The sequence below is a fragment of the Thioalkalivibrio paradoxus ARh 1 genome (assembly GCF_000227685.2).
GTDB lineage: Bacteria > Pseudomonadota > Gammaproteobacteria > Ectothiorhodospirales > Ectothiorhodospiraceae > Thioalkalivibrio > Thioalkalivibrio paradoxus.
In genome coordinates this window covers 1,586,296-1,600,940 of the sequence record NZ_CP007029.1, presented here as the reverse complement: position 1 = coordinate 1,600,940, position 14,645 = coordinate 1,586,296, and the positions used below count along the sequence as shown (strand labels likewise).

General features: G+C 67.2%; 12 protein-coding genes and 2 tRNA genes. 9 read left to right on the top strand and 5 right to left on the bottom strand.

Annotated features, from left to right (window positions below):
* The first annotated feature begins 356 nt into the window (after positions 1-356).
* From THITH_RS07400 to THITH_RS07390, 3 genes are all read left to right on the top strand, one after another.
* A complete protein-coding gene (locus THITH_RS07400) occupies positions 357-2,012 on the top strand; it encodes an ATP-binding protein (RefSeq protein WP_006747719.1) in 1,656 nt (551 codons plus the stop codon).
* On the top strand, positions 1,999-2,637 hold the full coding sequence (locus THITH_RS07395; RefSeq protein WP_006747720.1) for a response regulator transcription factor: 639 nt from the start codon (positions 1,999-2,001) through the stop codon (positions 2,635-2,637). The genes THITH_RS07400 and THITH_RS07395 overlap by 14 nt, the downstream gene beginning before the upstream one ends.
* 135 nt (positions 2,638-2,772) lie before the next feature.
* Positions 2,773-4,464: a glutamine--tRNA ligase/YqeY domain fusion protein gene (locus tag THITH_RS07390; RefSeq protein ID WP_006747721.1), complete on the top strand. Its 1,692-nt coding sequence runs from the start codon at positions 2,773-2,775 to the stop codon at positions 4,462-4,464.
* Positions 4,465-4,730: 266 nt separating this feature from the next.
* Here THITH_RS07390 and THITH_RS07385 read toward each other — a convergent pair.
* The 4 genes from THITH_RS07385 to gltX form a co-directional block, all read right to left on the bottom strand.
* Positions 4,731-4,806, bottom strand: a tRNA-Glu gene (locus THITH_RS07385).
* A 29-nt stretch (positions 4,807-4,835) separates the two neighbouring features.
* Complete coding sequence (locus THITH_RS07380) at positions 4,836-5,039, bottom strand: hypothetical protein (protein ID WP_156925501.1); 204 nt, start codon at positions 5,037-5,039, stop codon at positions 4,836-4,838.
* 37 nt (positions 5,040-5,076) lie between these two features.
* A tRNA-Ala gene (locus THITH_RS07375) sits at positions 5,077-5,152 on the bottom strand.
* 40 nt (positions 5,153-5,192) lie between these two features.
* Entirely contained in the window at positions 5,193-6,599 is a 1,407-nt protein-coding gene (gene gltX / locus THITH_RS07370) for a glutamate--tRNA ligase (protein WP_006747723.1), read from the bottom strand.
* Positions 6,600-6,803: 204 nt separating this feature from the next.
* Between gltX and THITH_RS07365 the strand changes: the two genes are divergently transcribed.
* From THITH_RS07365 to THITH_RS07340, 6 genes are all read left to right on the top strand, one after another.
* Entirely contained in the window at positions 6,804-7,700 is an 897-nt protein-coding gene (locus THITH_RS07365; protein WP_006747724.1) for a cobalamin-binding protein, read from the top strand.
* A gap of 2 nt (positions 7,701-7,702) precedes the next feature.
* The gene (locus THITH_RS07360) at positions 7,703-8,701 is read left to right on the top strand and encodes a FecCD family ABC transporter permease (RefSeq protein WP_006747725.1); all 999 of its coding nucleotides are present in this window, start codon (positions 7,703-7,705) and stop codon (positions 8,699-8,701) included.
* Positions 8,698-9,495 carry an ABC transporter ATP-binding protein gene (locus THITH_RS07355; protein WP_006747726.1) on the top strand — a complete coding sequence of 266 codons (798 nt, stop codon included), beginning with the start codon at positions 8,698-8,700 and terminating at the stop codon, positions 9,493-9,495. Before THITH_RS07360 ends, THITH_RS07355 begins: the two co-directional genes overlap by 4 nt.
* A gap of 61 nt (positions 9,496-9,556) precedes the next feature.
* The gene (locus THITH_RS07350; RefSeq protein ID WP_006747727.1) at positions 9,557-9,763 is read left to right on the top strand and encodes a hypothetical protein; all 207 of its coding nucleotides are present in this window, start codon (positions 9,557-9,559) and stop codon (positions 9,761-9,763) included.
* Between the two features lie 295 nt (positions 9,764-10,058).
* Entirely contained in the window at positions 10,059-10,481 is a 423-nt protein-coding gene (locus THITH_RS07345) for a DUF4399 domain-containing protein (RefSeq protein WP_084222705.1), read from the top strand.
* A 216-nt stretch (positions 10,482-10,697) separates the two neighbouring features.
* On the top strand, positions 10,698-14,189 hold the full coding sequence (locus tag THITH_RS07340; protein ID WP_006747729.1) for a hypothetical protein: 3,492 nt from the start codon (positions 10,698-10,700) through the stop codon (positions 14,187-14,189).
* Positions 14,190-14,244: 55 nt separating this feature from the next.
* On the opposite strand, the gene THITH_RS07335 is transcribed toward THITH_RS07340, so the two are convergent.
* On the bottom strand, positions 14,245-14,613 hold the full coding sequence (locus THITH_RS07335) for a TusE/DsrC/DsvC family sulfur relay protein (RefSeq protein ID WP_006747730.1): 369 nt from the start codon (positions 14,611-14,613) through the stop codon (positions 14,245-14,247).
* Between the last annotated feature and the right edge of the window lie 32 nt (positions 14,614-14,645).

The following is a 14,645-nucleotide window of genomic DNA, read 5'->3' as shown; positions in this document are numbered from 1 at the left end:
TGCCTCCTGACTTCCCACCAGAAAAAACCCGCTCAGCTGTCGTTCGCCACGAAACTTCCGCGTTCGCACGTGACTCTACCGGACGGGTCATCGCGCGCAGCGCGGTGGCCCAAACCATCACAGGGATCGTTGACCCGGCCGAGCGCCGGGTTCCTTTTCCCCGCCCTGGGCTTGCCCTGACCGTCCCAGCCTACGATCGGCGCGCGTGGCATGCCAACCCCGTTGGCACGGGACTGCGGAAAATCCACGGATGCTTCCGAGCGCTGGCGATCCTGTACGGGGAAACCCGTATCGCCGCTCGCGGTCCCACGGACCTAGACTAAGGGGCGTAAGCCGGTTTCTGATGGACATGCCCGATGCCGACAGCCCCGATCCCCGTCCCGCAGCCGTGGACAGCTCGGCCCGCCACCCTGCCCTGGGTCTGGCTGGCCGGCCGCAGTGCCATGCTGATCGCGCTGTACTACGCGGTGGGACTCTGGGGCTTCGTTTTCACACCCGATGCGCACGGCATCCCGCTGGTCTGGCCGGCCACCGGGGTCGGACTGGCCTTCGTCTACCTGTACGGATATCGGCTGATACCGGCAGTGGGTTTCGCATCCGCGCTGGTCGCATGGCAATTCACGGGCGACATGGTCCCGCTACTGGAAACCCTCGGCACCGTCACCGCAACCATGGCCGGTGTGGCGCTGGGCGCCTATGCGTTGCACCGTCTCGGGTTCTCGCCACGGCTGGAACGCCTGCGCGATGTCGGCTTGCTGCTGAGTGTCGGAGCCCTGACCGGATCGGGGCTGGCCGCGACCGCCGGTGCCTGGGGCATCGCGGTAGGCATGGACGAGCTCAGTTTCACCGACACCTGGTGGCTGTGCTGGATGGCGGATCTGATGGGGCTCGCACTGGTCGCACCGGTGCTGATGACCTGGCTCGGTGCTCCTTTGGCACGGCCAACGGACCGGGCCTACCTGAAGGGCTTCCTGTTGATCGCGAGCCTGATCTCGGTGACTGCGGTCGTGTATTCGGGGTTCCTGCCCGCAGGCGTCGCGATGCCGCTGTCCTATGCGGCCTTCCCGCTGGTGATGCTCGCGGCACTGCGCTGCCCGGTTCAGGTCACCACGACCCTGATGCTGGCCGGAGGCGGCATCGCGCTGTCGGGTACCGGCTGGGGTCTGGGGCCGTTCGCCGAACTGGGGCTGGACACGAGCCTGCTGTCGCTGAATGCACAGCTCGCGCTGCTGGTACTGACCGGGCTGGTCCTGACCGCGCTGCGCGGCGAACGCGAGGCCGCGGAAACCCGCGCGCGCCGACATCTCGATCAGCTGGCGCGGGCCGGTCGGCTGAGCACACTCGGTGAACTCTCTGCAGGCCTGGCGCACGAACTGAACCAGCCGCTGTGCGCGCTGGCGAGCTATGCCCAGGCCAGCAAGCGGCTGCTCGAGCGCGGCCGAATGGACGAACTCCGCGAAGCGCTGTCCCAGCTCGATGCCGGCGCACACCGCGCAGCCGAAACCGTACGTCAGATGCGCGCCTTCGCGGCCGGCCAGGCCCCCGAGCGCCGGACGATCCGTCCGGATGCGCTCGTCCGCCCGGTACTCGATCTGCTGCGTCCCGACTTCCGCAGCCGCCACCTGCGACTCGAGCTGAAGGTCGAGCCTCATCTCCCTGCCGTCACGGTCGCGCCGGTCCAGATCGAGCAGGTGCTGGTGAACCTGTTGCGCAACGCGATCGAGGCTCTCGAGGGCCGGCGGGACGGTCGGGTCGAACTCGGACTGCAGCGCGAGGCGGACCACCTGCAGATTCACATCCGCGACAACGGCCCGGGCATCCCCCCGTACCGGCTGGCTGGCCTGTTCGACCCATTTTCCACCTGGAAGGAGAACGGCCTGGGCCTGGGACTTTCGATCAGCCGGTCGCTGGTCGAGGCCCACGGGGGCTGCCTGACGGTAAGAAACATGCCCGAGGGTGGCGCCGAGTTCCGCTTCACCCTGCCCCTGGAGCACAGCGATGCCCGCACCTAGATATCCACAGGTCTACCTGGTCGATGACGACCCGGACGTCCGTACCGCCGTGAGCCTGCTGCTGAAGAGCGCCGACTTCCGTGTCACCGCCTGCGCGGATGCACAGTCTCTGCTGGACTGCGTCGATGTCGAGACTCCCGGTTGTCTCGTCCTCGACGTGCGCCTGCCGGACATGGACGGGCTCACGCTGCAGCGCGAACTCAAGGCACGAGCCGTGGGCATGCCGGTGATTTTCATCACCGGCCACGGCGACATTCCGATGGCGGTGCGGGCGGTCAGCGAGGGCGCCCTGGATTTCCTCGAGAAACCGTTTCACGACAGCGCCCTGCTGGAGGGCGTCGAACATGCCCTGGCACTGGACGCGGAACGGCGGGCAGGCGCTGCCGGTATCGCCGAGATCGAGGAGCGCCTGGGATCCCTGACCCCACGCGAACGCGAAGTGCTGGAGAAGCTGCTGGACGGCAAGCCCAACAAACTGATCGCGCGCGACCTCGACGTCAGCGTGCGCACGGTCGAGATCCACCGCGCGAACCTGATGCAGAAAATGGGCGCGAGGAGCGCTTCCCACCTCGCCCGCCTGGCCCTGGCTTGCGTCGAATACCGGAACCGACTGACCCCCGGCTGACTGAAACCTGCACCGCACGGGGGCTTGCCTGCACACCGCGCATGCCCCGGCCGCCCGTATACGCGAGCCCCGCCCTAGCCCGGGCATGCCGCCCCCGATACAATCACCGGCCAGCTTCAGCGGGCAATACCAGACATGAACCACCCGGAACCGACGAGCGCGCCGGCACATTTCATCCTCAACCGCATTCGGAAGGAGGTCGACGCGGGGCTGTACAGCCGAGTGGTCACCCGCTTCCCGCCGGAACCCAACGGATACCTGCATATCGGCCATGCAAAGTCGATCGTACTGAACTTCTCGATGGCCGCAGCCTTCGGGGGGTACACCAACCTTCGCTTCGACGATACCAACCCGGCGAAAGAGGAACAGCGTTTCATCGACTCGATCAAGGAGGATGTGCGCTGGCTGGGGTACGAGTGGGAAAACGAGTGCTTCGCCTCGGACTACTTCGAGGCGCTGTTCGGCTACGCGCTGCACCTGGTCGATCACGGCCTTGCCTATGTCGACGGACAGGACGCGGACACCATCCGCGCGCAGCGCGGCACGCTGACCGAACCTGGGGTCGACAGTCCCGACCGCGATCGCCCGCCCACCGAGAACCGCGACCTGCTCGAACGCATGCGCGCCGGCGAGTTTCCGGACGGGCGCTATGTGCTGCGCGCGAAGATCGACATGGCGTCGCCGAACATCAATCTGCGCGACCCGGTGCTGTACCGGATCCGCCGGCAACACCATCATCGCACCGGCGACGACTGGCTGCTCTACCCGACCTACGATTTCGCCCACGGCCAGAGCGATGCGATCGAGCACATCACGCACTCGCTGTGCACGATGGAGTTCGAAGACCACCGCCCGCTGTACGACTGGCTGCTCGAACACCTGCCTGTTCCTTCCCGCCCGCAGCAAATCGAGTTCGCGAAACTCAACATCGATTTCACCGTGCTCTCGAAGCGCCGGCTGACCCGACTGGTCGACGAAGGCCACGTCGCCGGCTGGGACGACCCGCGCATGCCAACGCTGGCGGGGCTGCGCCGGCGTGGCTTCACCCCGGTGTCGATTCGCAACTTCTGCAACGAGATCGGCGTCACCAAGTCCGAGGGGATCATTCCCTACGGCGTGCTCGAGCGGCATTTGCGCGACGACCTGAACATTCACGCGCCGCGCCGGATGGCCGTGCTGCGGCCGCTCAAGGTCGTGCTGACGAACTTCCCCGCGAACGAGACCGAGTGGTTCGACGCGGCCAACCACCCACAGAACCCCGAGATGGGTTCCCGCCGGGTACCGATGACCCGCGAGATCTTCATCGAACGCGACGACTTCATGGAAGACGCGCCGAAGAAATTCTTCCGCCTGAAGCCCGGCGGCGAAGTGCGCCTGCGCAACGCGTTCATCGTCCGCTGCGACGAGGTCGTGAAGAACGACGCCGGCGACGTGACCGAACTGCGCTGCAGCCTCGACCCCGAGTCGCGCACCGGGCAGCCGAACGCCGACCGCAAGGTCAAGGGCACGATCCACTGGGTTTCGGCACAACACGCGATTTCCGCCGAGGTGCGGCTCTACGACCGGCTGTTCAACGTGCCACACCCGAGCGGCGACAAGGAACGCGACTTCATCGAACACCTCAACCCGGCATCGCTCGAGATCCTCGACACGGCTTGGTTGGAACCCACGCTGGCCGACGCGCCCCCCGGCCAGCCGTTCCAGTTCGAACGCCTCGGCTACTTCGTCCCCGATCTCGACAGCACCCCGGAGCGGCCGATCTTCAACCGCGCGGTGACCCTGCGCGACACCTGGGCGAAGATCGAGAAGGAACTCGCCGGCGGCTGACGGCCGCGTCGATCCGCCCCCATTGCCCCATTGTCGGGCTGATCCTCTGATGGGGCACCACGCGGCCCTGGGAACGCAGGTTGACGGCGTTCGGCCCTGCGCCTCCCGGACGCTTGGGGAGCGGCTGTTTGCCATGACCGTAGGGGTGACGGACCCGTTGCCCTTCGTGCCCACACGATTCGGAAACCGGGCTTAACCCGAAATTTACTGAAATACCGCGGGTGGTTCAGGCAGAGCGCCATCGCACAGCGACGGCAGAAAGGAGATGGCGTCCCCACGGGGATTCGAACCCCGGTCGCCGCCGTGAAAGGGCGGTGTCCTAGGCCTCTAGACGATGGGGACGCAGAGGCAGCGTCGTACAGCAGTCAAGACTAATCGGGCGGACCTTTCGGCTCAACCCCCTGATCGGGGCTGTGCAGCAGGGTCGCGACCAGGCCCGTAAACACCAGCAGGAACCCGATGGGCACCAGCGCGATCAGGGGCTTGGCCCAGGTATCGCTGCCGGCGAACATCAGCCCAAAACCACCGATCAATCCGATGGCTCCGAGCACCAGACCCACGTACAGGGATATCATCCCGAACTTGTGCATATCCTGCTCGCGTTTCACCTTTTGGTGGAGCCAGGCGGGATCGAACCGCCGACCTCCTGCATGCCATGCAGGCGCTCTCCCAGCTGAGCTATGGCCCCGAAAGGCGAGCGCGCAATTTACCCACGGGGCAGCAGGCTGTCAAGCCGATTCTGCAGAAATCTTTGCCTGCGCGCGCTCGATGCGGGCGATCGTGCGGTCGCGGCCGACCAGTTCCAGGGTCAGGTCGATCGACGGCGATGCGGTGCCCCCTGTCAGCGCAACGCGCAGTGGCTGGGCGACCTTCCCCAGCTTGAGCCCCAGCATCTCGCCGGTGTGAAGCACGACCTGGTGCAGCGCCTCTTTCTCCCAGGCCCCGAGCGCGCGAAATCCGTCGTGCAGCGCCTGCAGCACCGGCAGGGCCTCGGCGGTCAGGTTCTTGCGCCACGCCTTCGGGTCGTACTCGGTGAACTCGCGGTAGAAGAACACGCTCGCTTCGGCCATCTCGCGCAAGGTCCGGCAGCGGTCGCGCTGCGCGAGGACCACCTGCCTGGGCTCCGGGCCTTCGGAGGGGTCGATGCCGATCTGGCCCAGGTGCCAGCCCAGTTCGCGCGCGACGTGATCGGGATCCAGCGTGCGAATGTAGTGCTGATTCAGCCACAGCAGCTTCTCCGGATTGATTGCCGATGCCGACTGGTTCACCTCGGCAATGTCGAACAGCCGCACCAGTTCGTCGAGCGTGAAGATCTCCTGGTCGCCATGCGACCAGCCGAGCCGGACCAGGTAGTTCAGCACAGCTTCGGGCAGATAGCCCTCGTCGCGGTACTGCATCACCGAGACGGCGCCGTGACGCTTGGACAGCTTCAGGCCGTCCGGCCCCAGGATCATCGGCAGGTGCCCGTACCGCGGCGGCTCGGCCCCCAGTGCGCGCAGGATGTTGATCTGGCGCGGGGTGTTATTCAGATGGTCGTCGCCGCGGATCACGTGCGTGATCTTCATGTCCATGTCGTCGACGACCACCGTCAGGTTGTAGGTCGGCGTGCCGTCGGAGCGGGCGATGATCAGGTCGTCGAGTTCGTGGTTCTGGAACGCCACCTTGCCCCGGACCATGTCGTCGACGATGGTCACCCCCTCCTCCGGCGTGCGGAATCGCACCACCGGCTGTACGCCCTCGCGCGGTTCCTTGCGGTGCCGGCAGCGGCCGTCGTAGCGGGGTTTCTCCTTGCGCTCCATCTGCTCGGTACGCATCGCCTCGAGCTCTTCGCGGGTGCAATAGCAGTGGTAGGCGTGCCCGGTATCCAGGAGTTTCTGGATCACCTCCCGGTAGCGGGCGAAATGCTCGGTCTGGTAGAACGGCCCGCGGTCGTAGGTCAGACCCAGCCAGACCATGCCCTCGAGGATGGCATTCACCGACTCCACGGTGTTGCGCTCGAGATCGGTGTCCTCGATCCGCAGCACGAACTCGCCGCCGTGATGGCGGGCGTACAGCCAGGAAAACAGGGCCGTTCGGGCACCGCCGATGTGCAGGTAACCGGTAGGGCTCGGGGCGAAACGGGTACAGATGCTCATGCGCGGCTCACAGGGGCTATGGAAACGCCACATAGGGTAGCAAAGCCGCCATGGCCACACGCCGATCCGCACCTGCCCGCTGGGGGCGCGTGAGCGAGGGCAGCCACCGTCGAACGTCGACTGCATCCCTTCCCCGAAGGCGACAGGCTTGCACCGGGCGCCGATACGAATGACCCTAGAGCGTGTTCCCACACCCTCGTACCCATGCCCGGATTCCGCAGCTTCCTCCGTCTCGTGCCCGTTGCCCTCCTGCCCCTGGTCGCGGGCGCTGCGGGCATCGAGGTGACCGACGATCTCGGGCGCGAGGTCGTGCTGGAGCAACCCGCAAAGCGCATCGTGAGCCTTGCGCCGCATCTGACCGAACTGCTGTTCGCGGCAGGCGCTGGCGAACGCATCGTCGGCACGGTGGAACATGCCGATTACCCGCCCGCGTCCCGGGGAATCCCCCGGGTGGGCACGGCTTCGCATGTCGATCTGGAGCGGATCCTCGAACTCGAGCCCGATCTGCTGCTCGCCTGGGCCAGCGGGAGCCCCCGAACCGCGCTGGAACGCCTGGAGCGGCTCGGGTTCGCCGTGTACTACAGTGAACCCGCCGACCTCGACGGCATCGCCACCGACCTGCGCCGACTGGGACGCCTTGCCGGTCAGACGGAAGCTGCCGACGCCCGCGCACGGGGCTTCGAGGCCGAGATCGAGGCGCTCCGGCGCGAGCATGCCCACCGGCCTCCGGTCACGGTGTTCTACCAGGTCTGGGACCGCCCACTGATGACGGTGAACGACAAGCATTTGATCGGCGAAGCCATCCGGCTGTGCGGCGGGCGCAACGTGTTCGCATCCGAACAAAGCCTGGTGCCACGCCCGAACCGCGAAGCGGTGCTCGCCGCCGATCCCGAGGCCATCGTCACCGGCGGTCCGGGCGAGGACCGGCCCGACTGGCTGCACCCGTGGCGGGAGTGGGACGCATTGACCGCGGTCCGCCGGGACAATCTGTTCTTCGTTCCGCCCTCGCTGCTGCAGCGCCACACGCCGCGCATCGCCGACGGCGCGCGACTGCTGTGCGAGGCGCTGGAACTCGCCCGCGCGCGGCGGCCGGAACGCTGACCGTGCCCGCATTTCGCCGATCGGGCGCCGGCGCGCGGGTGCCGGTGGTCCTGGGCGTCCTGTCGGCCGGGGCCCTGCTGTCCCTAGCTGCATCGGTGACACTGGGCAGCGTGGCGCTGGCCCCGTCGGAGGTGGCCGCGGCATTCCTGGGCGGGGGCTCCGACCTCGCGCGCATGGTGGTACTGGAACTCCGCCTGCCGCGGGCACTGGCCGCGTTCGCGGCAGGCGGCCTGCTGGCGCTGGCCGGCGCACTGATGCAGGTGCTGCTGCGCAATCCGCTGGCGGATCCGTACATCCTCGGCGTATCGGGTGGCGCGGCGGTCGGGGCACTGCTGGCGATGATCGCCGGGCTGGGCCTGGCCAGCGTGTCCGGTGCCGCATTCGCCGGGGCGATGGCGTCGACGCTGCTGGTATTCGGACTCGCCCATGGCACCGGCAGCTGGACCCCGACCCGCCTGTTGCTGACCGGCGTGGTGGTCGCCGCGGGCTGGGGTGCGGTGATCACCTTTCTGCTGGCGGTGCGGCCCAGCCCCGAGCTTCCGGGAATGCTCTACTGGCTGATGGGGGATCTCGGGCAGGCCCGCGGCTTCACGGTCCCCTGGATCGCCCTGGTCACCGCCGTCTTGCTCGCGCTGCCGCTGGGGCGCAGTCTCAACGTGCTCGCCCGCGGGCCGCTGCAGGCTGCGGTACTGGGCGTTGCGGTGCGGCGCATGGAATGGTCGGTGTATCTGCTGGCGGCGCTGGTGACCGCTGTCGCCGTGACCACTGCAGGAACCATCGGCTTCGTCGGCTTGATCGTTCCGCACATGCTTCGGTTGGTGATCGGCAACGACCAGCGCTTGCTGCTGCCTGCATCGGCACTCGCCGGCGGTATCCTGCTGACGCTGGCGGACACCCTCGCGCGCACCGTGATCGCACCGCAGCAATTGCCGGTGGGCGTGATCACCGCGATGCTCGGGGTCCCGGTGTTCCTGTACCTGCTGTACCGGAGTCGCGCATGAGCCCGGCGCTGCTGCAGCTGAACGCGCTGGTGATCGACGTCCCTGGACGAACCGGCGCGATGGCACTCGATGCTGCGCTGCTGCCAGGCCAGTGCTGGGGGCTGCTTGGGCCCAACGGCGCGGGCAAGACCACCCTGCTCCACACCCTTGCGGGCCTGCGCCGGCCGCGTTCCGGGGAGATCCTGATCGACGGCCAACCGCTGCCTGCGCTCCCGCCGCGCCGGGTCGCCCGGCGCCTGGGCCTGGTGTTCCAAGACCATCACGACGGCTTCCCCTCGACGGTGCTCGAGACCGCGCTGATCGGCCGCCACCCGTTCCTGCGGGCCTGGGATCTGGAGGGCGCGGACGATCACGAGATCGCCCACCGGGCGCTGGCACGGATGGACCTGGAAGGGCTCGCCACGCGGCAGGTGCAGACGCTGTCCGGCGGCGAGCGCCAGCGCCTGGCGATTGCCACGCTGCTTACGCAGGATCCACCGCTGTGGCTTCTCGACGAGCCGACCAACCACCTGGACCTGCGCCACCAGGTCCAGGTGCTGGAACTGATTCGTGGCGAGGTCGCGAACCATGGGCGCGGCGCGGTGCTGGCACTGCACGATCCGAACCTGGCGGCCAGCTACTGCACGCACCTGATCCTGATGTATCCCGACGGCGGTCTCTGCTGGGGCCGCACCGCCGACGTGTTTCACGTGCCCGCCCTGGAACAGCTGTTCGGACAGGCGCTCGAGGCGATCGACACCGGCGACGGCCTCTGGGTGCGCCCGGTCGCGGCGCCCCGGGCCGGAGCGCGGTAACGGCGAGCACCCGAGCCGCCTGCTACAATCGCGCGGCCGGCCAAACCGCTCAAGGGATACCATGGCAACGCAGGACGACGGAACCCGCAGCTATTTCATCCTCGGCAACGTGATCCTCGGAGTTGCCGCAGTGATGCTGTTCTTCTTCGGACCACTGTGGGAGCACCTGGGCATCTGGGCCCTGTTCCTCTGGATGGTGCTCGCCGCGCTGGGGGTGTATCTGATCTCCACGAGCTCGGGCTCGTCGCCGCCGGGCCCGCCGAACTGACCTGCTGGCAGCCGCGACCACCGGGGGGCGCGCATCGGATCCAATGCCGCCATCTCCCAGGTCTGTTTCCCCGGGGCCGCTTCGGGACTGGACCCGAGACGCAAACCCGTTCAGGATCAGGGGCGGCGGAATCCCGGAATCGCGATCCGCCCGACGGGCGTTGCGATGACAGGGTTCCCGCGAGTCTTCCGGCGGGGGGCCATTGGGAAAGCGAACGGAACCCCTGCCTGCGCAGCCGGCCCGGATACCACCAAAACGAACCTGTCCGATGGAGGATATCCCGATGTTGAAAGGCATGCTCCCTGCCATTGCCGTTCTCGGCCTGGCCATTACCCCTGCCCTGGGCCTCACGTCCGATCGTCCGGCGCCCCCCGAAGGGGCGAAGGTCTACTTCATTTCGCCGTCCGACGGTGAAACCATCGAGGGATCGGTCACCGTGCGCATGGGCCTGCGCGGCATGGGCGTCGCACCTGCCGGGGTCGAGGTCGACAACACCGGCCACCACCACCTGCTGGTGAACGCGACGATCGACGACATCGATCTCGACGCGTCCCTGCCCTTCTCCGACGAAACCCGTCATTTCGGTGGCGGCCAGACCGAAGCGAGCCTGGATCTGCCCGCAGGAACCCACACCCTGCAGTTGCTGTTCATGGACTACCGCCATATCAGCTTTGACCCGCCGGTCGCGTCCGACGTGATCACCATCACGGTCGAATAGGCCGCCGTCTGCCCCAAGCAGGCTCACGGGCCGGGCTGCAATGGCCTGGCCTGTGAGCCACCTCGCTGTTCCGCTTCACTTGAACTGACCGGCCGCGTCCGGCACCCTTGTGCGTCCGCGCGCCGGCGGACCCGCCTCGCGGTGCGTCCGCGAGCGTTGCCGGCACCGAATAACGAGAACGACGCGGCCCACAGGGCGCGCCTGGAGGATGGGTTCATGGACCTGGTACGCATGCTCGGCCTGGGCGCAAGCCCGGCCGATCCCGAGGCGGAGCGCCGGAAGCTCCAGCTCTACATCAACCTGAAACTCGCGTCCTCGGGGCAGCCGACGTTCCTGAGCGGGGACATGGCGGAGTTTCTGGACACCGCCCAGGATCTGCTGAAGTCCTACCGCGAGAAGAACCGGCTGCTGTCGCAGCATCACTGCCCGGCAGACCGGCGCATCCAGGACTTTCTGGAGCGCTACCTGGACGGGTTCGATCCGGTGCCCCGCCTGCCAACGCAGAGTTTCATTCTGGACCGCCACGGCGTCGCCCGCGAACTGTCGCTGCCAATGGACGGCGACGAGTTCCATTCCGAGATCCTGTCGAGCTACCGCGTGCGCCAGGGCGTGCTGCACAACCCCGACAAGGATCGGCGAACCACCGAGGGGTCGTTCCACGTCGCCGAGGGCGGACTGCCGATCCCCGGAGACAAGAAGGCCGTGCCGCGCGAGGCGTTCGGGCGCCTGGTCGCGGCGGCACTGAATCCGCCGGACGATCTGCTCACGCTGCCGTTCACCGCCAGCGCCCGGCGACCCGCGCGGATGTTCGTGTCGCTGCTGCTGCGCCCGACCGTCTGCCCCGAGATTCCGCACCAGGCCGCCGAGAAGACGATGGAGATCCGGTTCTTCGCCCCCGGCAACCTGGTCAGCAACCTGGACTTCGTCGAGAGCATCTTCGGCAATGGCGGCAATCCGTACCTGCCCGAGTTCGACGCCGCGCTCGATGTCGAACACTGGACCGGCCATACCGGCTGCGTGATCCTCGCACCGCACCTGATCCACTGCACCAAGAAGGAACTGGGCCTGCCGCACCGGGACCAGGCCAGCGAGCGCCAACGCCAGGATGGCATGTGCTGGAGCGAGGAACATGAGCTCTACAACAACGGTCAGGCCTTCAAGATCACCGCGCGTGACGAGAGCGGCGTGATCGTGACCGTGGTGGCGGACAACTACTACGGGTACTGCAAGAAGGAAGTGAAAACCCAGATCAGCTTCGCCGCGAACCTCTACGGCCTGGCCGAGGAAGAGCACGCCGGTGGCGCACTCGCGTTCCGGCGCCGCAATCACGGCGAGGAATACGGCGTCGACAGCCGGACCCGCGAACCCGGCTACACCTTCGACGAGATGGTCGAACGCTATGGATCGGTGATGGATCTGCAGCCGGAAGGCTACGCCATCGATCGGCATCACCCCGAAGTCATCTACGTACCCCAGGATCTGCGCATGTCGCTGAACGCGCAGACCATCACCTGGGAACACCAGGGGCAGACGCAAACCATCCGGCTGGAGCCGGGCAAGATCTACATGCAGCCGAACGGCTACAAGGTGGAGATGCTGCGCCACCCGGGAGCGCCCTCCTGGCGCCTGGTCGGTACCGACCCGGAAGGCACCTTCTGCCACAAGCCTTGCACGGTTTCCGGCGGCGGCAAGAGCGAGATCTCCAAGTCGATCGAGGATGCGGTGATCTTCGGGCCGCTGTTCGTCGACGACCTGCACAAGGATCTCGACCGGGTCCAGGAGATCTTCGACCGCGACTACAGCGCCCGCTTCCGCGCCGGCTTCGAAGGCGAGGATCGCGACCCGTCGCGCAAGCCGCTGAGCCCGCAGCGCAGCCTTGGCTCGGTGATCAAGTTGCTGACCCCGTCGAAGAGCTATACCGACGAGTTCAACCAGTGGCTCGAGGCGATCCCTCCGCGCATTCTCGCACTGGTGTACCTGATCAAGCGCTTCTATCGCCAGGAATGGGGTAACGACTGGCGCCACCACCTGTCGGTCGACGAAGTGGATGGCGCCCCCGGCCACGAACTGAAGCTGCACGGGCGCCGCATCATCGCCACCTATCTGCGCCTGGGCTTCGACACCGAGGGCAAATGGCGCACGTTCAAGGTCCGCCAGGATTACATCGCGGCGGAAAAGGTGCAGATGGAAGACGACATCAGCGCCAGCGTGGTCGTGCCCGCGCAGTGCCTCACGCATCCGCCTCGGGAAGAAGCCCGGCAGCGCAGCCACAAGCTGGTGAAGAACTGCGAGTATCGGCTGTTCCAGCGCCCGGACGAGGCGATTCACCCGGGCTTCGATCGCCAGACCGAGGCCGACCTGGCACAACCGGGGAACTTCCTCGCCAACTACGAACCACTGCGTGGCGATGCGCTGTCGGCGGTTACCCACGACGTACTGACGCTGCACGACTTCACCGCGCCGATGCGCAACCTGCTGCTCGAGGCCGAGGCCGCCGACGGCTATGTGGTGTCGTCGGCCCATCCGCGGCTGGTCGACGGCAAGCCGTCGAAAAACCCGCGCTACCTGCAGACGCGCCCGGACCTGGTCCAGCCGGTCCGGCGTTATGTCGCCGAAATGGGCGCGCGCTTCCACCGCAAGCTACCGCTCGCCGAACCGCTGTGCCTACCGGTGGACGCAGTGCTGACCGGCCGGCGCAACAATCCCCCGGAGCCGGGGATCCGTCCGCTCGCGGTGTACAACCCGATCCATTACCAGGAGCTGCCCGAGCTGTTCATGGATTTCGTCTGCTCGCTGACCGGCAAGTCCCCGTCGACGACCGGCGCCGGCAGCGAGGGCGCGCTGACCAAGGGCCCGTTCAACGCGCTGCGCCCGACCGCGGACCTGAACAATGCACTGGTGTCGTTCATCCTGACCGGCTACGCCGGCTTCTCGAGTTCGGCCGGACACATCGGCCCGCAGCTGCGCGTCGATCACGACGTCAGCCTGCTGATTCCAGAGATCTGGACCCGCTTGCATCCGCAGGAGCGCGAGCCCGGCTTCATGATCGAGAACGGCTACCTGGAACCCCTGGCGGATTTCGAACACAAGGGGCAGAAGGTGCTGGCCAGCCGCCTCGGCTACCGGATCACCGACCGCTTCGTGCACGACTTCCTGGGCAAGATCTTCGATAACCCGAGCGCGGTGTTCACCGACGCGATCCTGCGTCCGGAAACGCAGGATCTCGACGTGTTCGCCGATGGCGTGGCCAATATCGTCGAAGCACAGCAGCGGGTCGCACGGCGCTACCTCGAAGACGGCTGCCTGGACGATGCCTGCCCGCCGCTCAGGGCGCTGCTGCACATCATGGCGGAGGGGCACTTCCAGGGCCGCGACGCGCACCACCCGGAGGTTCGGGCGATGTTCACGCGCGACTCCCTGCTCGCGTCGGACTGGTACCGCGAGCGCCTGGAAGTGAAACAGCGCCGCGACGCGGCCCTGTGGCAACGGCACGCCGACAACCTGCAGCACTTCCTGGAACTCGAAAGTCACGCCGACGAGGCGGAGCGTCTCGACGTCGCCGGCCGCCTGCAGACGGCCCGCGCAACGCTTGCACGGGTGCAAAGCCCCGACTACCTGGAGAGCCTGGTCGGCACCATCGGCGCGGACCCTCTCGGCCCCGCGCGCCAAACGCTGGAACTGCCCGAGCCGCAGCGCCAGGTCGCCTGAACCCGCGACTCGCTGCCCCGGCCTCCGGCGATCGCGCCGGGGCCGGGGGTGATCGTCAGGAAACGCTGCCGAAACTGGTGTTGACGGCCTCGGGCGGGGGTTCGACTCCGGCGAGCCGCGCGCCCTGCGCGACCGGACCGCCCGGCATCAGTTCGTACAGGTACTTACGCCCGCCTCGGGAATGGAAGCGTTCGTCGAGCGCATCATGCAGTTCGCGCAACGAGATTTTTCCCGATTCTTCGTGGCGGTGATAGTACTCCTGCACCGCCCGCACCAGTTCCCAACGCTCTTCATTCAGTTCCACCCCCTGTTCGCGTGCGATGGCCTCCGCGGTCTGCGGGGTCCATTCCGCCGGCGCGTGCGGAAAACGCGGATCGCGCTGTACCGCGCTGGGGTTCATGACCTCACTCATTCTCTCTGCCATCTCGATCCTCCTGCGGTTTCCCGTGGTTCAAC